General features: G+C 41.5%; 20 protein-coding genes and 1 tRNA gene. 9 read left to right on the top strand and 12 right to left on the bottom strand.

The features are described 5' to 3' along the window. Positions 1–8 precede the first annotated feature (8 nt). The 8 genes from gspK to tsaA form a co-directional block, all read right to left on the bottom strand. Positions 9–1,076 (bottom strand): type II secretion system minor pseudopilin GspK, encoded by a 1,068-nt coding sequence (gene gspK, locus Q0788_RS03510; protein WP_298807909.1) that lies wholly within the window; start codon positions 1,074–1,076, stop codon positions 9–11. Between the two features lie 48 nt (positions 1,077–1,124). Continuing rightward, entirely contained in the window at positions 1,125–1,976 is an 852-nt protein-coding gene (gene gspJ / locus Q0788_RS03515; RefSeq protein WP_298807911.1) for a type II secretion system minor pseudopilin GspJ, read from the bottom strand. Further along, positions 1,973–2,443, bottom strand: a complete 471-nt coding sequence (gspI, locus tag Q0788_RS03520) for a type II secretion system minor pseudopilin GspI (protein ID WP_298807914.1) — start codon at positions 2,441–2,443, stop codon at positions 1,973–1,975. Before gspI ends, gspJ begins: the two co-directional genes overlap by 4 nt. Positions 2,444–2,481: 38 nt before the next feature. Further along, positions 2,482–3,180, bottom strand: coding sequence for a prepilin-type N-terminal cleavage/methylation domain-containing protein (locus Q0788_RS03525; RefSeq protein WP_367179707.1), 699 nt, complete (start codon positions 3,178–3,180; stop codon positions 2,482–2,484). 307 nt (positions 3,181–3,487) lie between these two features. After that, positions 3,488–4,171, bottom strand: coding sequence for a TetR/AcrR family transcriptional regulator (locus Q0788_RS03530; protein WP_057759351.1), 684 nt, complete (start codon positions 4,169–4,171; stop codon positions 3,488–3,490). Between the two features lie 233 nt (positions 4,172–4,404). Beyond that, a complete protein-coding gene (locus tag Q0788_RS03535) occupies positions 4,405–5,193 on the bottom strand; it encodes a TatD family hydrolase (protein WP_298807916.1) in 789 nt (262 codons plus the stop codon). Positions 5,194–5,351: 158 nt separating this feature from the next. Next, complete coding sequence (locus Q0788_RS03540) at positions 5,352–7,139, bottom strand: GspE/PulE family protein (RefSeq protein ID WP_298807917.1); 1,788 nt, start codon at positions 7,137–7,139, stop codon at positions 5,352–5,354. Between the two features lie 59 nt (positions 7,140–7,198). After that, complete coding sequence (tsaA, locus tag Q0788_RS03545) at positions 7,199–8,056, bottom strand: tRNA (N6-threonylcarbamoyladenosine(37)-N6)-methyltransferase TrmO (RefSeq protein WP_298807919.1); 858 nt, start codon at positions 8,054–8,056, stop codon at positions 7,199–7,201. Positions 8,057–8,482: 426 nt separating this feature from the next. On the opposite strand from tsaA, the gene Q0788_RS03550 reads away from it, so the two are divergent. Both Q0788_RS03550 and Q0788_RS03555 read left to right on the top strand, forming a co-directional pair. Next, positions 8,483–9,256: a ferredoxin--NADP reductase gene (locus Q0788_RS03550; protein WP_201566849.1), complete on the top strand. Its 774-nt coding sequence runs from the start codon at positions 8,483–8,485 to the stop codon at positions 9,254–9,256. A 153-nt stretch (positions 9,257–9,409) separates the two neighbouring features. Then, positions 9,410–9,496, top strand: a tRNA-Leu gene (locus Q0788_RS03555). Between the two features lie 79 nt (positions 9,497–9,575). Here Q0788_RS03555 and Q0788_RS03560 read toward each other — a convergent pair. After that, the gene (locus tag Q0788_RS03560) at positions 9,576–9,821 is read right to left on the bottom strand and encodes a hypothetical protein (protein ID WP_057759343.1); all 246 of its coding nucleotides are present in this window, start codon (positions 9,819–9,821) and stop codon (positions 9,576–9,578) included. 506 nt (positions 9,822–10,327) lie between these two features. Between Q0788_RS03560 and dinB the strand changes: the two genes are divergently transcribed. The 7 genes from dinB to infA all read left to right on the top strand — a co-directional run bounded on the left by dinB (position 10,328) and on the right by infA (position 18,842). Then, entirely contained in the window at positions 10,328–11,413 is a 1,086-nt protein-coding gene (gene dinB / locus Q0788_RS03565; protein WP_298807923.1) for a DNA polymerase IV, read from the top strand. 171 nt (positions 11,414–11,584) lie between these two features. Beyond that, on the top strand, positions 11,585–12,787 hold the full coding sequence (queA, locus tag Q0788_RS03570) for a tRNA preQ1(34) S-adenosylmethionine ribosyltransferase-isomerase QueA (RefSeq protein ID WP_298807925.1): 1,203 nt from the start codon (positions 11,585–11,587) through the stop codon (positions 12,785–12,787). Between the two features lie 110 nt (positions 12,788–12,897). Further along, positions 12,898–14,655 (top strand): peptigoglycan-binding protein LysM, encoded by a 1,758-nt coding sequence (locus tag Q0788_RS03575; RefSeq protein WP_298807927.1) that lies wholly within the window; start codon positions 12,898–12,900, stop codon positions 14,653–14,655. 51 nt (positions 14,656–14,706) lie between these two features. Further along, positions 14,707–16,359, top strand: a complete 1,653-nt coding sequence (locus Q0788_RS03580; protein ID WP_298807930.1) for a FimV/HubP family polar landmark protein — start codon at positions 14,707–14,709, stop codon at positions 16,357–16,359. A gap of 162 nt (positions 16,360–16,521) precedes the next feature. After that, positions 16,522–17,622, top strand: coding sequence for an asparaginase (locus tag Q0788_RS03585; RefSeq protein WP_298807933.1), 1,101 nt, complete (start codon positions 16,522–16,524; stop codon positions 17,620–17,622). A gap of 43 nt (positions 17,623–17,665) precedes the next feature. Beyond that, entirely contained in the window at positions 17,666–18,499 is an 834-nt protein-coding gene (gene truA / locus Q0788_RS03590; protein WP_298807935.1) for a tRNA pseudouridine(38-40) synthase TruA, read from the top strand. 121 nt (positions 18,500–18,620) lie between these two features. Next, positions 18,621–18,842: a translation initiation factor IF-1 gene (gene infA, locus Q0788_RS03595; RefSeq protein ID WP_021814850.1), complete on the top strand. Its 222-nt coding sequence runs from the start codon at positions 18,621–18,623 to the stop codon at positions 18,840–18,842. Positions 18,843–19,102: 260 nt separating this feature from the next. On the opposite strand, the gene Q0788_RS03600 is transcribed toward infA, so the two are convergent. The 3 genes from Q0788_RS03600 to Q0788_RS03610 all read right to left on the bottom strand — a co-directional run bounded on the left by Q0788_RS03600 (position 19,103) and on the right by Q0788_RS03610 (position 22,475). Continuing rightward, positions 19,103–20,224, bottom strand: a complete 1,122-nt coding sequence (locus tag Q0788_RS03600) for a L,D-transpeptidase family protein (RefSeq protein WP_298807937.1) — start codon at positions 20,222–20,224, stop codon at positions 19,103–19,105. Between the two features lie 365 nt (positions 20,225–20,589). Further along, a complete protein-coding gene (gene leuB, locus Q0788_RS03605; RefSeq protein ID WP_298807940.1) occupies positions 20,590–21,693 on the bottom strand; it encodes a 3-isopropylmalate dehydrogenase in 1,104 nt (367 codons plus the stop codon). A gap of 62 nt (positions 21,694–21,755) precedes the next feature. Next, positions 21,756–22,475: a hypothetical protein gene (locus Q0788_RS03610; protein ID WP_298807943.1), complete on the bottom strand. Its 720-nt coding sequence runs from the start codon at positions 22,473–22,475 to the stop codon at positions 21,756–21,758. Positions 22,476–22,601 lie beyond the last annotated feature (126 nt).

Below are 22,601 nucleotides of genomic sequence, written 5' to 3' on the forward strand. Positions count from 1 at the left end.
ACCATCTGCTAAAAGCTCGGACGAAATGCCCATAGTCGCTGTGTCACTACTTTGACTTCCTTGGGCATTTTACCGTCTACCTCACTACTGTTACTCGCCTGATTATTACTAGCAGCCTCACTACTATTAACTACTTGATTATTATCAACGACAGTTTTACTAATCAAAACAGTAGCAAAACGCTCTCTCGCTTGACCGACAGTTGCATTATCAGTCGCTGTGATAAGCGCCATGAATGCTTGGCTATCAACGGCGAGCATGGGTGTTAAGGCTTTTCGTTGCTCATCATTCACACTGCCAAATATCGGTAATTGCCATACTGCATCAATAGACGTCAGCGCCTGCTGTGCGCGCATATCTACCAGTGATTGCATCTGTTGGCTGTTAGCACCATCAATTAGTGCTGCTAACAATACAGGACTGGCAGTATTGATATTGATCGGCACATAATAAGGCACTGCGGTAAGATAAGGCCGTAATACTGCTAGAGTTTCATCGCTCACCCCTGTCACTTCTAGTAGCTGATCGATACTGACAAAAGGTTGATTTGGCAAAGCATCTGTTGCTACAGCATTTGACTGCTGCGCATATACCGTACTTTCATCACCGCCATCTTGGTATACCTCACCGTCTGCATCTTGCCAATCAAGTATAGCAATAGCAATATCAGGCTCTAGATTTAGTTGCGTGAGTAGTCGTTGGAATACTGCTAAAGCAGTGGTATTGGCCGACCCATCTTGATACAAGTTGTTAATGTTAAAACGACCAGACTCATCGCGTAGCTCGATGCTGACACTATGATTAGCCAATGTATAAGGTGGTATAGGCTGCGCCCAGATATCTTGCGCACTATCCGTATCATTGAGGTTGCTATCAGCGCGAATCATCGTCACTGCCAACTGTTGACCTGCATCGATATCTTGCAGCAACTGATTTTGATCGAATAACAGCCCACTACGCCTAATTGCAATTTTTTGGCTAGCAAGCATCGATCCGGCAACCACAGTAATACTTACTACCAGTAATAAGATAGTCAGCAGTGCAACACCGCGTTGAGAGTTCGCAGTCATCGACATACATAGCCTTTGTTATTGAGCAATTGATGCATTTTAACTACTACCTTCTCAATTATTCGTTCCCGCACTGCTATTATTGTCACTATCATCATTACCGCTGTTGTCATTATTGGCATTGGCATTATCATTGCTACCACCATCTGTATCATTGGCTGTGCTTTGACTATTGCTATACGATATCGGTTGCGGAGCAAGTGCCCATTGCCAAGTGATTGGCATGTCTTGGTATGTAAAGCTGACCGCGATTCCTTTCGGTAATAAAACAGATGTAGGCTTAGGACTCACTGTATTCGCTGATTGTCCTACTGCTGCGTTTGTACTACTACCACTGCTAGCATCATCATTTGGAAACTTGGTACTTAGCTCTGGTAGATAGGCTTGCCAGCGTCCTCCTGTGACACCCTCAAGCAATACGCTGTCCAAGCTGACGCTGTCACGCCCGTCTTCCATACTGGTATACTGGCGACGTATCAAACGCTCATCCGCAAAAATATATTCAATACGTTGGAGACTATTGCTACTCTGATATCGTGGATCAGGATCGGCAAAGCGTACAAAGCTGACATGCTCGCCATCTAAGCTCATAAAGGGCTCAGGCGCTATTTCGTTTATTTGCTCGCTTGATTGAGTATTATTACCTGAACTAGTACTGTTGCTTGTATTATTGTTCGCTGCACTGACACTTTGGGTCGACGCTTGATAAGGGATAATTTGACCCATGTCTTGCTGTAACTGTAAATAAGCGTACTGCAGGACAGCCAGATTGTCAGCATGGAATTGCGCGCGCTCACGAGCACGGTTGACCCCATCAAACACTTGCCAGCCTGCAACGGCTAGCATCGCAAATATAGCCATCGCAACCATTAGTTCAAGTAATGTGAAACCATGCTGATGTCTCACAGACCGCCCCCTGCCTGTTCGCTATCACCTGCTATGCTTAGACCACTTAAATCCAAACTGCCCGTATCTTGCTCAGCATTACTTAGCATCACAGTGATATCAGTGACCGATGTACGCGTCTGTCCATCTATAATAGGCGCAACTGCGATATTTACTTCTTTTAGGGCAGGTGTGATGGCGTCACCGACTGTCATTGCTATTTGCCAATCACGCCCTTGTGCATTAACGGTTTGGGTGCGGTTGGCTGTCAGCCACGTCTCTTGAATACGCAAATCAGCGGCGGCATTTTGGGCGACGAAGTGAGCAAGCGTACGAGTACGCAATATATCAACTGAGCTCAGATATGCACTACTGGCACGGCTCGCCGCGACTGCTACCACTGCCAAAATAGCCAGAGCAACCATCACTTCGATAAGGGTAAAGCCGCTCTCGTGCCTAGGCTTGAGTGATATATATTTTGGTGACATAGGCTGGCTTGTCATAGGAGGTTTGTATAATTTAGTCACTATAACCCCTGTCCGATTCGCATGCCACCATCTGGCATTATGGTAATCACCTCGCCCACTAAACGCGAATCATGAAGCACTTCAATGGTGACGGGCGTTGCTTGTCCTGTACCAAACCACAAGACTTGTGGTACGTTTTGGTCGCTAAACCAAGGCTGTAACGTTTGGGTTCGTCCCATATTTTGTAAACTACTAGAATCCAAATTTTGAACTCTAATACTTACGCCAGTAGGCAGTTCAGGTAAGCTAACACCTGACTCGACCTCCCAACTTGGCGTTGGTTTTTGCTCATCAGTAGAGCCTGATAGACCAGCCACCTCTGCCGACAGCTCCATAGCATTTTTAGGCTGACTGTCGATGCTATCTGACATCATCTCTGTTGTCTGGTATGCGATATATGGATTTGATAGGGTAACAATGACTGGCTCTACTTGACCTTGCTTATCTGCCTGCATACGCAAACCCATCGGCTGCATACGTTCAGCCGATAATAGTCGAACGTAGCTCAACGAATCGGTCAGATGCTCATAAAAAGCGCGATTTTTGCGGGATTCACTGCTACCGACAGACAAACTCATTATGCCAGCAAATATAGATAAGATAACCACTACCACCACGATTTCTACCAATGTAAAACCAGTCTGTGTCCGACTGTTTATTGATGAGAATGATGATAAGTGATAAGCATTTCTTGATATGGAGGCGCAGCTGTGACAATGGTCTGTAGGTCTTGTATCTAAGCAGCTTGACTGAGACGTTTGATTAATTAGAGTAAAAAAGCAAGTAGCCGCTGAACTGGACTGCGTCTTAACACTGACCGGCATATTGCACCTATAAGCCCAATTTTAATTGTCGCAGAATGAGAAAGAGTTTTTGAATAATATTAGAAGATACGTGAATTCATACTGCAATTCGTGCTGCAATAGTAAGCATTACAACACGATTTATTAAAGCCGAAAAAGGTTCACAACCCAAAAATTACTTGCTACTTTATTAATAACTACTTTAGTAGTTGGTATTACGGTGCTCTTCTGATTCAGTATCGATTTGCTCTACCAGCTCTTGCATGTCCTCATCCATGACCTCTTCATCGTCAGCAGGATAATGGCTTGGCAACTCTAGTACTTGCTGAACAAAGGCGTAACGCAGCGTATCACGACGACCTAAGTAGCGTTGGTAAAAGCTTGAGTTTAGTAGTCCTGCACCGCCCTGACCAATCGCCCAAATAGACGATAGATAATCACGAGTACTCAAATTACTGTGTTCGTCTTTTAAGTATGCACTAATAATATCAATCAAACGTTTCATGCGCTGGCGACGGATATCATATAACTCACCAAACAAACGATTGAGACCAGTCACTGATGCTGCCAGACGCTCTTCAATTTGGTTCAATAGCATGGCTTTTTGCGGATTGAATAACTGCTGAAAAATCATGCGGGCAACGCCTGCCGAGGGGCAGTCATCAATACGGTTAATCTCAAACAATTGCTCTTCGTAACGAATAATAATACGCAGATAAAGCTCATCTTTACTGGAGAAATGCTTGTACAGGGTGCCTTTAGCCAAATCGAGCTGATCTGCCAAACTGTCTAAAGTGATATCACCATCGCCTGACTCAAGTAGCAATTGTTCTGCCATCGCTAAGATGTTCTCTTCTCGTGCCTTGAACTGGTGCTGACGACTCATAATCTCTCCTAAAACATGACAAGATTAAGCATATGACCATCAATTATGTGCGTACATTTGGCAATGAGCGTATAAAACTATACAAGAACTGCTGAAATACCATAAAAGGGATATGCTTATATTTACAAATAGTCATTGATAATCATATAGTTACATTTAGTAAATTAAATACTAAAGGGGATTGAACTATACGACTATCACATAAATGACTGACTGGTCATAGCATAACCATTTTAGCGATACTGTGCCAGTAAATTTTCAAAGTTTTTTGCGGTTAATGTTCCAACCTCGTTACTATCACAACCATACATATCTGCGATAAAGCTCGCGACATAAGGTACGTAGGCAGGCTCATTGGGACGACCACGCTTAGGTACAGGCGCCAAATATGGACTGTCAGTCTCAATCAAGATCCTGTCTCTAGGCATGTGCCTTGCAGCATCTTGGATATTTTGGGCACTCTTGAAACTGACAATACCTGAGAAGGAGATATAAAATCCTAAATCTAAAGCACGTTTCGCAGTCTCCCAATCTTCAGTGAAGCAATGAATAATACCATGCTCAGCGCCTTCACTTTTTAAGATATCGATCGTATCTTCTTTTGCGTCACGCATGTGTATGACAAGCGGTTTTTTTAGTTGCTGACTGGCATGGATATGACGTGCAAGACTAGCTTGCTGCTCTTTTTTATTTTCTGTAGACCAATAGTAATCTAGCCCTGTCTCACCTATTGCCCATACATGATCTTTATCAGCAGTCTCTATTAGACGCTCAACCGTCGCTGACTTCAGTACCTCGATATTCTCACAAGGATGAATCCCTACACTCATCCCTAGATTTAACGTCTCGTCACCATAGGTGCTCACAATATTGGCAATCTCATCATATTCTGCAAAATCACACATGATTGCCATCGCACGGTTGACATTAGCAGTTTTCATGGCGTCAATCGCGCCAGATAATTTACCATCGTATTTCGTCAAATCTAAACGGTTAAGGTGACAATGAGTATCTGTAAACATAAATAATCTCGTTGTTAAAACTTTCTCAATTAAAAGTCTGGGAATTAAAAATTTGAATTTTCATTATATTGATTGCTGTAAAGGAAGCTGTTTTCAAGTAGCATCGTATTTCCTACTTTTAAAAACCTATTCACCAATCCATGTCCTAATACATAAGACTAATTAAGAGGCACGACTCGCATCACCTCTTCTATGGTTGTCACACCTTCACTAATACGTTTTGCCCCTGATAGACGTAATGGCTGTAAACCTTCACGATAGGCTTGTTGTTTGAGTACATCTAAGTTTGTATCGGCTGCAACCAGTTTTTTTAATTCGTTAGACAACGGCATAATCTCGTATAGGCCGACTCGTCCCTGATAACCAGTGTGTCGACAATGCTCGCAGCCTTGAGCAATATAAATTTGTGCTGGGGCAGGCGCACGCCAAGGTTGTACCAACTCCTGCCATTGAATGGCAACCTCGCTGTCTGGCATAACGTCTACCGCTTTTTTGCAATGCGGGCATAGCGTACGTAACAAACGCTGTGCCATTACGCCTAAGATAGTCGCTGATGTCAAAAATGGCTGAATACCCAAATCATGCAAGCGAGTGATTGAACTTGGCGCATCGTTAGTATGTAGTGTCGAGAGCACTAAATGCCCTGTCAATGAGGCTTGTACTGCCATATTGGCTGTTTCGGCATCACGAATCTCCCCCACCATAATAATATCAGGATCTTGACGCATCAAAGAGCGAATGCCGTCAGCAAAGTATAAATCGACACCTGGATTCACTTGCATTTGGTTAAATGCAGGTTCAATCATTTCAATAGGATCTTCAATAGTACAGACATTGACTTGTTCAGTTGCTAACTGCTTGAGAGTACTATACAAGGTCGTGGTCTTACCCGAACCTGTAGGCCCAGTGACCAAAATAATCCCGTTTGGATGAGCAGTCAATTCATGCCATGTTTCAAGCTGCTTGCCTGATAGACCAAGCTGAGCGAAGGAACGTACCAGTACTTCAGGATCGAACACCCGCATGACCAACTTTTCACCGAAGGCGGTTGGCATAGTCGACAAACGAAGCTCTGTCTCTAGTCCCTTCGGCGTTCGCGTCTTTAAACGACCATCTTGCGGCTTACGCTTTTCTGCAACATTTAGCCGCCCTAAAATTTTGATACGTGCGGTCACCGCGACGATGATTGCCAATGGCATTTCATACACCGTATGGAGTACACCATCAATACGGAAGCGAACCTTACCTGTCTCACGACGTGGCTCTAGATGGATATCACTAGCTCGTTGCTCAAAGGCATATTGCAACAGCCAATCAACAACTCTAACAATATGCTGGTCATTGGCATCAGGATTAGTATTGTCACCCAGTTGCAATAATGCTTCAACATTGGTCACATCAGCAGCTGCACGCTTATGGACACTGTTTGCGCCTGCAATCGCTTGGGTGACTTGATAGAACTCTTGCCGATAGCGTTTAATCTGCTCAGGATTGATATAGACCGTACGGTAGCTTTTTGATTTGATCAATTTTTCAATACTTGAGTGCCAGTCAGTATAAAAAGGCTGATCCGTTCCAATAATCACTTCGTCTACAGCGACTTCAATCGGTAGAATATGCTGTGAACGTGCATATTCAAATGACATCAATTGTGTGACTGCAGGGACATCAACTTTTAGAGGGTCAATACGAACGAGAGACATATCTGCTTTAGCCGCCAACCACTGGTTGAGCCAAGCCAAAGTTAATTTATTTTCAGCGCTATTGTTCGTCGCATGGCCATTAGGCAAGCCAAATTCACTAATCGTTAGTAGAGGGTGCTGCGCTTTGTCGCGACGGCTAGTAATGACTAGGTTATAGCCGCGTTGGTCAATCACTTTATCTGCCAATAGCTCATCTAGACACCAACGCAAATCAATCACTATCGAGTACTGTTGAGCAGACATATCTCTCTTCTTCTATTATTTTAAAATGTGTTGTCAAAAATGATATCAATGCAAACCAGCTACACCGTAACCACAGCGATTATCTGTAGCTGTCCTGATTCTATCAACTGAAAACTCACATCAACCGATTTATAGCGCATAACAAATGGCGTGGCTACCTCTGTCCGTCGATAAGCTGGACGCGGGTCTTGGGCAATTAGCTCTTCGATAATGCTCATATCTGAGGCTATCAATTGATTTTGTATACGATGAATCGTAGACGCAACTGTCGCATTACTTAATCCGGCGTTTACGTCTTTAATACTTGTATCATCGTTATTAGCATCATTAGGCTCGCCTGCGCTTACTAACATCATAAACTGTTCGTTAGCAGCATCGGTCACGGTCACAGTTAATAACTCTGGAGCAGTTGGTGCAAATCCACTCTCTGCCTCTACAAGCGCATCGCTATACGCCACATATGGCTTTATATCGATGATTGGCGTGCCGTCTATCATATCAGCACCTTTGATAATCAATAATACACGGCCTTTTATTATTTTGACCTGTTCGAGCTTGACGACAGACAAACCTAGCCCCGAAGGACGATACATGCTTCGACTGGCAAATACCCCTATTTTTTGATTACCGCCCAATCTCGGTGGTCGTACTTGAGCGCGAAAGTCACTACTGGTTTTATTATTGTTTTTATATCGATAATTATGATGAAACTGCCAACTCACCCATATATGGCTAAACTTATCCAAACCATCAAATGCAGCTGGCGTATCATATGGCGCTAACATCTCAATGACACTAGTCAGGGCTACTAGGTTTGGCTGGCGCGGCGCACCGAATTTTTGTGAAATCGGCGCACGGTGATAGCCAATGACAGGAGCTTGATGGTAGTTATCTAACAGGGGATTCTCATCAAGCATATACCAACTCCAGTAATACAAAACTGTCTTGATAAAGCAGTTTTGCCAAATGATACAAAATTACTCACTAACGATATTCCATTTTATCATGCTAGACAATCACTGCTAGACGGATTTTTATTTTAAAGTTTGGTATTATGAGCAAGAAATTTGATGAGAGTCATTTACATTTGGATGATATGACCAGTAATGCTGTCATCGTTGACGCAAATTTACTATGTCTAATGACGTAATAGCTGGCTATATATAAGCAGATAAACCAGCTGTATTACACTTACTCATCATTTACTCGTTCATAAAAATAGCAGTTTCGACAACGATTAAAAGACTGATACGTTTTTATAATGTTCAATCTAACATTGAAAATTCTGATTTAATACTTATTCAAACTTAACACACAAATAACAACTTATTAACGAGGACTTTATGTCAAAACTTCGCACCGAAACGGTCACAGAGGTTCATCACTGGAATGATTCTCTATTTAGTATCAAAACCACTCGTGACGATGGCTTGCGCTTTCGTAATGGCGAATTTGCGATGATTGGACTTGTTGTTGATGGCAAGCCACTACTACGCGCTTATTCAATTGCCAGCCCTAACTATGAAGATCATTTAGAATTCTTCTCTATCAAAGTTCAAGATGGTCCGTTAACTTCACGCTTACAGCATATCAAAGTAGGTGATGAGCTGTTAGTCAGTAAAAAGCCGACGGGCACACTAGTATTGGACGATCTGCTACCAGGTAAGAACCTTTACATGCTCTCTACTGGTACTGGCCTTGCTCCCTTCTTGTCACTAGCACGTGATCCTGAAGTATATGAGCGTTTTGACAAAATTATCTTAGTACATGGCGTACGTCATGTTCATGATTTGGCTTATCGTGAAATGTTTGAAAATGAGCTGCCTAATGATGAAATCTTTGGTGAATGGTTCCGCGAAAAATTCATCTATTATCCAACCGTTACGCGTGAAGAATTCAGAAACCAAGGTCGTGTCACTGATTTGATGAAATCAGGCAAATTGTTTGAAGATATTGGTTTACCGCCAATGAATAAAGACGACGACCGTGTCATGCTTTGTGGCAGCATGCCATTTAATGCTGAGGTTTCTGCTATTTTAGATGACTTCGGCCTAACTGTTTCACCACGTATGGGTGTGCAGGCAGATTACGCAGTTGAGCGTGCCTTTGTCGGCTAGATTGAGGCTAACTGATACTGATTCAAAGAATAGAAAAATTATATTAAATAATTCTTGACGCATGCAAATAGGCTGCTATAATACGCAGCCTATACAGTCAACACTGTAACCCAATTCGATAATATTTATTTAATAAACATTATCTTCTAACATGCCAGTGTGATGGAATTGGTAGACATGACGGATTCAAAATCCGTTGCCTTTAAAAGCGTGTCGGTTCGAGTCCGACCACTGGTACCAATATTTAGTACAAACTAGCCTCCTTTATCGGAGGTTTTTTTGTGCTTATTATATTTGTTTTAATAAATTTCTAGCTCGTTTATATCGATACTTCAAATGGCATAACAGCGCTTATCTTAATTGGTACTGCATAACTCCATGGCATGCCAGCACTACAATAAAAATATCCATCATTGAACGACACGATATAAGCGGTAAAATCATTACCACACTGATCCATCATCGCTTGTTCATCGCTTTCATCACAAACCGCGCACCATATATTTTCATCACCGCGCGCTAACATTGCTCTTGTCAAATCGCTCCCTTTTAATTCATGACTCATTATCAGCTCCTTTATTATCTTGAACTTTCTCATTACTATTTTTTTAGAAAGTTAATTTACCAGTACTCAATTCATAAGTTTGGTATGAGCTATAAACAATGTTTTATCAGGTAAATAAAATTCCTATAAAAAACCATTTATTACTTTCATAACTATTAATTGTTGTGATTAATATATTGTAAAACGATAGCATTAGAACTGTAACATATAGTTATAATATTTATGACGGAAGGCGATAATATTTAGACAGACGGTATAGAAAATCTATAATATTTAATGTATGCGTATTTTAGAATATATGCAGTTAACATACGTTCACTAAGGTATGTTTGTCAACCTCTAATTGCTGTCTGTTATTCAACTATTAACCTTACACTATATTTAATTACTGATATATAAATTATTCGCATATTGCCATATTTTTATGGTTCTATAGTCGAAAAAAACCTTTACCGTTTAATAATCGATACTGAAATAAAAGTATTGAGCGATGTAAAATATTAATAATGAAAACTCCTACAGCATCCAATCCACGTAAAATCATTCATATAGACATGGATGCGTTTTATGCCAGTGTAGAACAACGTGACTTCCCAGAATTACGGGGCAAACCACTAGTGGTTGGTGGAGATCCAAATGGTCGCGGTGTTGTAGCAGCGGCTAGCTATGAGGTACGTCAGTTTGGGGTCCGCTCAGCCATGTCTTGTTATGAAGCTCGCAAACGTTGTCCAGAAGTCATATTTGTTAGACCACGTTTTGAAATATATCGAGCTGTTAGCAGCGATATTCGCAATATCATGTACAGCTTAACGCCTCATGTTGAGCCATTATCGCTAGACGAGGCTTATCTCGAAGTCACTGGTCTTACCGTACATAAAGGCTCAGCGACATTAATGGCCAATTGGTTAAGAGCACAAATATTACAACATACAGGATTGACTGCTTCTGCTGGCGTATCCTTCAACAAGATGTTGGCCAAGATTGCCTCTGATATCAATAAGCCTAACGGCACCGCTATTATCACGCCAGAAGACGCTGATGCTTTTATCAGCACACTACCTATTGAACGATTTCATGGGATAGGTAAAGCAACGGCAAGGCGATTACATGCAATGGGCGTGACTAACGGTGCTGATCTACGCCGTATGTCAGCCGAAGTATTGATTAATGAGTTTGGTAAGCGAGGACAGTTTTATCATGATATCGCTCATGGTCGGGATGAACGCGCTGTCAAATCTGAGCGCCTGCATAAGTCTGTTGGTTCGGAGACTACTTTTAGAGAAAACCTAAACGATGACACGGCGTTACGTGTACAAATCTATGAACAAAACGCGGATGCCTTCGCGCAGCTGCACAAAAAAAATCTCATCGCTCATACTATAACACTCAAGGTTAAGTATGCCGATTTCACTCAGATTACCCGTACGCACACGCTAACCACCGCTTTTAGTAGCGCTGAATCTGCACATTACTGGTTAGATAAGTTATTCTTAGATATCCCTCGCCAGCTCCCTATCCGATTAGTCGGGGTCACTTTTTCGTCTTTGACACCTGCAGCCCAACTATTGCCTCAATTAAATTTATTTGAGTAAAATAAGCAAAGACTAGCGTAGTAAACATTAGAACAGTTAACAGCTTATCGCTTAGGCTATTTAAGTAGTTCAAATATGTTTTGTGCACGGTGACTACTTAGTAAAGCAACCTTTTATAGCAGTATTTCTGCTACAATTATGCCAAAATTTCTATCCATTTAAAGACTGATTATGACCAACGCCCACACTGCATCTTCCGATTCTAATGCCCCGCTTGATACCAATAACAACAGTGACGTCTTAGATTATCTAAGCGTAGAAGATTACGACTATGATCTACCAGATTGTTTGATTGCGCGATATCCATTGGCACAACGTTCTGCTTCAAAACTTTTGTACTTGCCTGCTCACACTGACACAAATGCTACGCTTGTAGAAGACTGTTTGTTTTCTGAATTGCCTGAATTGTTAGACGCTGGAGACCTGATTGTCTTTAATGATACAAAGGTGATGAAGGCACGCCTATTCGGTCAAAAAGATACTGGCGGTAAACTTGAGGTTTTGATTGAGCGATTGGTTACTGTCTCAGACTTAGATATAACGACGCTGCATTTAGAAGATTCAGATAATAAGTCAGTCAATCAAGAACATATTGCCCTTTGCCATGTAAAAGCCAGCAAAGCACTGAAACTTGGTCAACGTTTTCAACTTGCTGATGGTCATATGAGTGGCGCGATGATTGGTCGTCAGGACAACTTGTTTGTTTTAGCCTTTGATGCGCCAATTTTGCCTGATTTAGAAATTTACGGCGAGTTACCTATCCCGCCCTACTTTGAACGTCATGCTGATGATACTGATAATACTCGTTATCAAACGGTGTTCCATGATCCTGCTAAGCTTGCAAGTGTCGCTGCACCGACAGCAAGTTTGCATTTCGATGACTTGGTGCTCAATAAGTTGGCAGAAAAAGGCATCAATACTGCTTTTGTGACATTGCATGTTGGCGCTGGTACCTTTGCGCCAGTTAAAACAGACAACCTACTCAATCATACTATGCACAGTGAGTATGCACATTTGCCACAAGCAACTGCTGAGCTAATTAATCAAACGCATGCAAATGGTAATAAGGTTATTGCTATTGGTACCACGGTGACTCGCGTCCTTGAAACGGCTTATCAAAAAACAGCTATCAATGGGCAAGCACTCTCTAGTTGGTCAGGGGACACGGACATTTTTATTTATCCAGGGTTTAAATTCGGTGTCATTGATCGACTGTTAACAAACTTTCATTTACCCAAATCGACGTTGCTAATGTTGGTATCAGCTTTTTCTGGCAAAGCAGCGATTGAACAGGCATATCAACATGCTATTGAAAAAGAATATCGATTCTTCAGCTATGGCGATGCGATGTTACTTGACAAGAAAATAAGATAAACATTAAATAAACATCTATGCATTGGACGCAACAGTTGTGAAATAAACTGGTAAACTAAACCGTACTTTGTTATAACAGCAAAGATAACTTATTTTGTAAAGGACTGCTCATGTCTTGTCATTTATCTCGTCGCTTGACTCCTGTACATCGCGCGGTATCGATGGCATTACTTTATTCTGTAGGTTTGGCCGCTATTATTCCAAGCACGCAAGCGGCAACTATCGGTAAGACCGTGGTTAGCTCAGCTCAGCATGAACCGTTGAGCGCAAGTATCGTGGTTACTGACATACGAGCGGCTGACTTTTCAGCGAGCTTGGCCAATCCAGTCATCTATCAACAGATGGGATTGACGCCGACTGACTCAATGCAGGTGCGCTTTCAAGCAACTTCAGCGACCAGTGGTCAGGTATTAATCAGCACATCACAGCCTGTGTCCAAGCCTTTTGCTGATTTGGTGTTGTCGATCAATGATAATGGGCAGCAAAATGTCGTACCAAAAACATTATTGATGCCGTTAAACGATAGTCTACCGATTAATAATGCTTCCAAGAACAATATCAAAGGCACTCAGAAACTTAATTTACCAAGTGTTTCTGCAAGCGCTGCAAAACCGTTAACCGTAAGAAAAGGTGCGCCGCCGCCATTAATATCGGTATCTAACGCTGCTGCAAATAAACCAGCTCTAGCAAACATAGCAGCAGTTGATTCTTCCATTTCCAGAGCAGTGTCTAACATACAAGCTCCGACAGTGACTGCTACTTCGCAGACTAGCAATCTTACTTACGCGCCTAGTCGGCTTGATAATGGGCGCTTAAATAGCGACTCTGATATAAAAAATGCTAGCAGTAATGCAAAGAAGACTGATAACGGACTTAGTTCAGCGAACCGTTTAGATAGCAGTTTCTTAAATGCAAACAACAACACTGAAACTACGAAAGCTGTTGACAACGATAGCCATAAGGCAAGTATAAAAAGCACTCCAATCTTAGATAAAGTATTAATTGATAAACCACTCGACACTCTAAATATTCAAGTCACACGGCAGATACAGCCGAGTCGTAAAAAAACAGATGCTGATACATCACCCGTACCTACTCTGAATCCTAGTATCATCGCAAGCAATATTGAGAAAAATGCTACTAGCGTCTTGGCTGCTTCTATTGACAATACAACGTCGAAAACTACTAATAGCGCTATCAATACTGTGCCTTCAAATGACATAGCAACAGATAGTACGATAGTTAATCAATACCAAGTACAACGTAACGATAGCCTATGGATTATTGCTCAGCAGATCGCGCAAGAAAACAATCTAGATACTTCCATCGTGATGAAGCAAATTCAGTCACAAAACCCTGATGCTTTTATCAATAAAGACGCGGATCAATTAAAAGCAGATGCTAAGCTTATTTTACCTAGTTATGATGTCATACCATCACAGAAAAATTTAGAAGCAGCTATCAATGCACAAAGACAATATATTCGCAGAGCAAATACAGCGGCGATGCAAAAAACAGCTCAAAGACCTTTTAAAAAACTCTCTATAAGTACGCAAGCGGTCAAACGCCCTGAGAAAGCCACTACGACTAAAACACAGACTTTATCAAAAGCACAATTTTCTGTGCTTGCGCCTGGGCGAGATGGCAATGCAGATGGCACTCAAGCGAAAGCAGCATCAAACACAGGGAATGGTTTGAGTACAGATATATTAGAGACACTTAAAGCATCGCGGCAACAAGCAGCATCACAGGCTCAACGATTATCAAGTACGAGTAGCACTCTTAGTAGCTATACTAAAAAAATTCAATTACAAAACCAAAAATTGGCTGAGCTACAGGCTCGTCTCGAAAAATTACGCAATCAATAATTGCCTAACTGACTCATACATTAGATTGTGATCACAGGCGTAGGAATAACTATGGACAATATGCTATATATCATCGCCGGATTGGCGCTTATTCTGTTAGTGGCTGCTTTATTCTTGCGCAAAAACAAGGCGCAGAAATCGTCATCACCATCGCCTATTAATTCAAGAAAAAATACGTCTACTCCATCACAAAAAGTAGATTATGGTACTCCTACCCACACTAATGTCAGCAATAGCCATAAATTTGACCATATCACTATTGCTCAGCGTTTTATGGATCAGCAGCGCTATGACAAGGCGATCGAAACCATTAAACGTGGTTTAAGTGAAAAACCTCATAACAGTGCATTGTCTCTTAAACTACTCAGCATATACGCGACGATAAACCAGCCAGAAGATTTTAATAGTATTTATGAGTCCATAAAAACTCATAATGATAGTCAGACTATCGCTCAAGCAGATGAGATAAGAAATCTATCTTTTGATGAATTAGAACCTGCCGCTGCGCAAATGCTAGCCACAGATAATACTAACAATGATTTTGGTGCTATCGACTTCGATTTGCCTATTAGTCAGAATGATAGTACTAATACAGTAGATCACCAGTCAATTGAAGAAAGTAATAACGATAACGCAATAAATGAGCCTATCGATAGCTTAGAAGTGTCAAACGAAATTGACAATATTAATCCTACTACCGAAAATCCAAATGATAGCTTTGATCTGACTCTCAGCGATTTAGAGAGCGATTTCGCTGCGCCTAATACGACAAATGAAATGCCTGTCACACCGTTAGACAATGTAGATAACGACATTTTAGAGAGCTCTGCTAACGATAATGTTAGTAATAACGAAGATAACGATCTTAGTGACTTTGAGTTTGACTTTGATTCATTTGATGATACTTCGAATGAATCATCTATAGACACTAACCTCTCACATGATGACAATGAGAAAGCAGTACTAGAAGAAGATTTTATCTTAGATTTCGATGATTTAGCAGCCGATACAGACAAAGATAATGTCGTCACTAATGACGTATCTACAAATTCAGAACAACACTCTATCGACACTATTCAAAACAGTGAAGATGACTTTGCTTTATCTTTGGGCAGCCTAGATACATCAGATAATATAGATAATACCTTAAGTGATGAACTACCTACTACTGAAACAAATAGTGATATTGATAACTTTATTTTTGAGGATATTGATTTTGGAAACAATGCTTCTGAAAGTATGACCCTTGAAGAAGATAACTTTGCAGATATTAATCTTGAGGAACCATTACTCAATAATGATATCGAGGCTAATGATGTTGACGAATCGAATATCGCACCTGCTACACCATTGAGATTTGATGACAATACGCTGATAGACGATGATTTTAATATTGACGATGCTGATTCTCTATTTGACGCTCCATCGGCCACTACCCCAGTCTCTACAGCTGCGCCAGTTGAGAGTGACACTTCTATCACGCCTCAAGAGGCTGAATCAGCAGAAGATTTTTCATCACGTTTCGCAGCAGATTTTGATTTCGTAAAGTCACTAGACAGTAATCAAGTAACGTTAGACTTGGCAGATCAATATCTACAACTGGGTGAATATGACAGTGCAAAGCGTCTACTCAATGAAGTGATAGCTCAAGGTACTAGTGAGCAGAAACAGCAAGCACAGCTATTACTCGAACGTACTGCGTAGTTAATAGTCTAGTCTCTCATCAGCAAGTACTTCCGAATCACGGGATGCTTGCTGATTTTTTTGCATTTAACTCTAATACTATCTATTATTGAACCCTTTAGCCATCGTTGCTCAATTCTCCAGCACCTCTTTTCTTCCATACTTGTTTACTGTGTTGATACTATGCCATCTTCTGTTATGCTCAAAAATCTATCCGATCCTATTCAACTGATTTATGCTGGTGGTACCTTTGGTAGCTATGGCAGACCTTTAGCGCCATTATCAGCAGAAGTGTTTTTGCCTACTCTACAAAAACTTTTATCTGCCCAAGACAGTACGAATAACTTACCGACAGTCTCATGGTTAGAAAACACCCTGATCAAAGACAGCAGCCAACTTACTCCTAGCGACTTTACCCATTTCTATCAACTACTACTAAATGCTTATGCCAAAGGTGATAGACGCTTTGTGCTCATCACTGGCACGGATACGTTGAGTTACTTGGGTGCATTTTTAGCAGAAGCGTTTGCAAGTAGTGATATTTGTATTGTTCTGACCGCAAGTATGCGTCCATTATTAGATAGTGAGATATTATATTCCTATAACATCGATGGACATAGCGATGCTTGGGGCAATCTCAACGACTCATTAAAACTAGCCGCTGCTGGTGAATCAGGTGTGAAGATTAGTTTTGGCGGCGAATCATGGCCTGCTCAAACGGTACAGAAAATTCACAGTCATGATCTGATGGCATTTACTGGTCATTCTCGCGCCGCTTATCCAGCCAATAGCTATATAAAAAATCTACCTGACACGCGTAGGCAACATTGGCTTGATGATCAACAAGACCTGCTATCCAGTATTCAAACACGTGCTGAAAACGCGAGTATTCATGCGCTATATTGCCTACCTAACGATGTTTCGATGATGAACAATCAGCTACAAGCTTTATTGTCGCAGCCACCATGTGGCATTATTCTATTGGGATTTGGCGCTGGTAACATCCCTTACTCAGCTGCACTAGCAGAGACACTGACCCTTGCTCATGAGCGTGGACATATGGTGATATCAGCCAGTCAATGTCCATTTGGTGGCGTCAACGATAGCTATGCAGCGGGTAGTTGGCAGTACGAGCATCATGTCATTGCTGGTGGACGTTTGACCATACCTGCTATTTATGCCCGATTACTATGGTTGCTACTTCGCTATGACAGTCCTGCAAGACGCAAACAGCGTTGGTTGAATAATGTCAATCAAACTGGCACTAACATCAAGAAGCGATAAGCGACTTTTAATTAATTCCCATTTTATAAGTTTAGAAACCCTAATGTCTGAGACTGAAATTATTGAAACTGCACCAACCTACACTTTAGCGATTGCTATTGAGTTCTTAGGAACTCATTATCATGGCTGGCAACGGCAACGAGAGGTTTTGGGTGTACAAGAAGCCTTAGAGACAGCTATCGGCAAAGTTGCCAATGAGCCTGTAGAAGTCATCGCAGCTGGGCGTACTGACGCCAGCGTCCATGCGAGCAATATGATTGCCCATTTTATAACTCATGCGTATCGCCCTACTCATAACTGGTTACGCGGTGTGAACAGCCTGCTTCCCGATGATATTGCTCTACGCTGGATACAACCCATGCCAGCTGATTTTCACGCGCGTTTTGGTGCTATTGCTCGTCGCTATCGTTATATTACGCTCAACCAAGCACAGCGCCCTGCCATACTAAATCATCAAGTAACTCATATCTATGAGCCGCTTGATTTGAAAGCCATGCAGCAAGCAGCAGCTGATATCGTCGGTACACACGATTTTAGCAGTTACCGTGCTGCTGCCTGTCAATCCAATCAACCAGTGCGTACGATTAGCCATGCCAATCTTTTTGCTCATGGCCAATTTATCGTTTTTGATATACAAGCAGATGGGTTTTTACATCATATGGTTCGCAATTTGATGGGCACATTGTATGCCATTGGTAGACATGAGCTAGAGCCAGCAGATTTTTTGAATATTTTGCATAAAAAAGATCGAACGATTGCACCGCCCACCGCTTCAGGTGATGGGCTGTATTTTATCAATGCTTATTATCCTGAGCGTTTTCAAAGCTTATTGCCAGATGCACCGTTAACGCCTATCTGGTTAAATTTGCCTAACTAAATCAATATCATTTGGCATACATATCACTTACATGCTGTCAAGTCAAAAGCAGGTTCGTATTGCTTTAATCCGCTAACTTACGTATAATATGGGCTTATTTTTTAATTGATTGATACAAATTATGGCAAAAGACGATATTATTGAATTTGAAGGCGAAGTCATTGATACCCTTCCTAATACTTTGTTCAAAGTTCGTTTAGAAAACGGGCACGAAATCATTGCGCATATTTCTGGTAAGATGCGTAAGCATTATATTCGTATCTTGACAGGTGATAAGGTTAAAGTTGAAATGACGCCTTATGACCTATCTAAAGGCCGTATCACCTACCGTGGTAAAAACTAAATACTGACTGACCAATATGGTTATGAAAGTATTAGCATTGGTAAGATACAGCCAATAGCCGAATAGCTACGTTATCGCTGATAGCTGATATGACGCTTGGGTAGTGTAACTGATAATAATAATGAAAATGCTAATCTGCTCATTATTGCCTATCAATATTTTAGTTATTTAGTATTGACTGTTTCTGCTTACCACAAAAAATACCGCTAGATTTTAGCGGTATTTTTTTGTCCGTTTTTTATGGCTTAGTACTATCGCATTTAACTAAATTCGACAGTCGCGCCGTTTTTTATGACTCCGAGCAGACTAAGCGCATCCCAGTTGGTCAAACGCACACAACCTGCTGATGCTTGACGACTGATACGAGCAGGATCTGGTGATCCATGAATGCCATAAGTTGGTTTACTAAGCCCAATCCATACTGAGCCTACTGGATTGTTGGGACCTGGTGGAATGATAGACTTGCTACCGTCATTTGCCGTATAAGTATAGTTCGGCTCGTGCACCTTTACCTTAACAGTATGCGTACCTGTTGGTGATGGTGTCGCTGTACTACCCACTGTCGTCGGATAGCTAGCAATCAAGTTATTGTTCTCATCATATGCGTAGAGTGTTTCAGTGGCTTTATCAGCGACAACGCGATGCACAGGCTTAGTGTTAGGATTGCCAGGATTATATACCGTGATAATTTCACCAGCAGTAAAACTGGCATCAGAATTAAGCGATTTTAAGTACTTTTCACTGATATGAAACTTCTCTGCCAACGCCTCAGTAAGACTTTCGTAGTACATCCCCTCAAGCTTGGATTTGGCAACAGAATCAGCAGGTATGGTTGTGGTTTTGACATTCACATCTGCTTCAGTGAGCTGATAACTGACTAATACTGGTTGAGTTGTGAGCTTCTCATTTTTAGTCAGTGCTTGCCATGTCTCAGCGTTCAACGTATCAGTTACGTCTAAACCATTCGCTTTTTGAAACGCTTGCATGGCCTTGCGAGTATTTTTGCCCCAGTAGCCATCGACAGGCCCTACTCCGTTATGATGCCAGTTTAGTAGAGCCTGCAGCTTTGTTCCTACGTTACGATCAATATCTGCATCTGCCGTCCAAGTGACATTGTTTATCTTTTTTGCATTGTCAGATAGGTTCTCAGTTGTGTATTTAATAGTAGGCAGTAGCTTATTCAATGAAGTCGCGGCTTTACTATCTCCTGTTAACTTTTGACTTACGCCATTAGTCACCGGACTGACTTCTGCCGGAGCTTTGACGCTATTACTTGAGCTTACAATATCCGTTGTCTCTGCTGCGATGCTTTGTCCCATGAATAGTAAGCTAGAGAGACTAACCACTGTCAATGCTTTACTGATTCTTGTTAGTTGATACATGTAACACTCCTCATTTAATAAATTCTATTATTATTTTCAGTTTTCAAATACTACAGTTTTTTGGATTTTTAGAACTTACCTCTGTCATCTAAGTTTTTACTATTATATTTTTGCTAAAAGTAAAAGATTTTAAGTCTCTTACGAGTCATCAATATTGTCATATTACCCTGTGAGCATATAACAGCTTTGTGTTAAAAGGAGCTTTGTTGTACAGCGTCTCTGTTAATAAGGTGCTTATAAATAAGCTTGGCTAACAGATAAACAATAAAAAACCCATAAGCCACTTGGTAGCTTATGGGTATATAACACGTAAACTGAGACTGTGGAAAATGCTATATAGGAATAGCCTTTAAACGCAAGTTAACTTATATCAGTTTGGTCAAGACCGCTTGACCCATTTCTTTACAGCCTACCTGCTTAAGTCCAGCTTCGCTGCTATCTAAAATATCTAACGTACGTAGACCATCATCAAGCACATCACTAACTGCCTGCTCAATTGCTTGTGCCGCATCTTCTTGCTTGAACGTATAACGCAGCATCATAGCAACAGATAGGATAGTCGCTAATGGATTGGCTTTATCTTGTCCTGCGATATCAGGCGCTGAACCATGACACGGCTCATACATGCCCTTACCTGACTCATCTAAGCTCGCTGATGGCAACATACCAATAGAGCCTGTCAACATCGCAGCTTCATCAGATAGGATATCGCCAAACATGTTTCCTGTCACCATAACATCGAACTGCTTAGGATCTTTAATCAACTGCATGCAAGCATTGTCAGCATACATATGTGATAACGCCACATCACTATAGTCAACTTGCTGCATTTCGATCATCGTCTGTTTCCACAGCTCGGTGACTTCTAATACATTGGCTTTATCAACTGAACATACCTTAGCTGCTGTACCTGCTGCTTGCGCACGCGTTTTTGCTAATTCAAAGGCAACTTTACCAATACGCTGAATCTCACTTGTGCTATACACCATCGTGTTATAGCCCTGCTGCTCACCGTTTTCTAGTGTGCGGATACCACGAGGCTCACCGAAATAGATACCGCCTGTCAGTTCACGAACGATCAATAGATCTAAACCTGAGATAATTTCAGGTTTGATACTTGAGGCATTAGCCAACTGTGGATAGAGCTTGGCTACGCGTAGGTTAGCAAATAAACCAAGCTCACCGCGGATTTTCAATAGACCGCGCTCAGGGCGTTTACTACGCTCGATTGCATCCCATTTAGGACCACCAACTGCACCTAGCAATACGGCATCTGCGGCGCGAGCACGGGCCAATGTCTCATCTGGTAAAGGCTCACCAGTTGCATCAATAGCCACACCGCCAATCAATCCAGACTCAAGCGTTAAATCAAGTGAGAACTTATCATTGACAGCTTTGAGCACGTCAATGGCTTGGGTCATAATTTCAGGGCCAATACCATCACCCGCTAATGTTAAAATCGTTGCCATACTGATCCTTTTGGAATGTTTTTATTGGTTGGTTATATTTTTGAGCTTTTTATACTCATATTTTATGCTGCCATTTTTTTGGCTTTGGGTGCTGATGTTACTGCTTTATCCATACCCGTCTCTACAAACTCGCCTTGATGCTCAGCGTCTAGTTGCTTGCAGAATCGGCGCTGTACTTTCGTACCTTGCAATAGCTCAATGCATAAGGGCTCAGGTGATGCTGTGTCCAATAGACTGCCTGATTTTTCGCTGTTCTTCTTTTGATAAGCGCGCAACTGATAGGTACCTGCTTCAGTGAAGTCGTGAATCATCGCAAAACGCTCAACATAGCCCATATTATTTTCTGGATAAAAATTCACATGTACTTCGTGTTTGGCAGGCATGACTCGTGCATAGTAGTTAGTCAATCCTGGCATACTTGAAGGCGCTAACGGTACAACTTTTATGGCATTTTTATTGACGAGTGGTGTCATATCCATATTTATCGAGGTTTTTGCCATACCTTCTTGACGTGGTAAGGCTGTCATAATCTGAGGATTGATTGGCTCGTGACTGTTGGGCGCAATAATGAGTGTTTTATCTATCTGCACAATTTCGCAATGATATGTACCCACACACGCAATATTTACTTCACCAGCGATAGGTTTGATTTTACCCACCCATGCTTCAGCACTCTCTGCTTCATCTATTTTTTGATAGCCCGTCAATAGCTGACAGCCTGACAATAATAAGCTTGCAGCAACAATGGTACTTGTCCATAGAGCATAACGTTTTGTATTCATAATGGCGGCTACTATTCAAGAGAGATAATAAAATGTAGTGAAAAACTATTCTTCATTTTAGACAGTTCACCGCCATAACTCAACGCTGCGTTGCGACTACTCGCAGTTTTATAAGCAGTAGATTAT

The sequence above is a fragment of the uncultured Psychrobacter sp. genome, from assembly GCF_947500265.1.
GTDB lineage: Bacteria > Pseudomonadota > Gammaproteobacteria > Pseudomonadales > Moraxellaceae > Psychrobacter.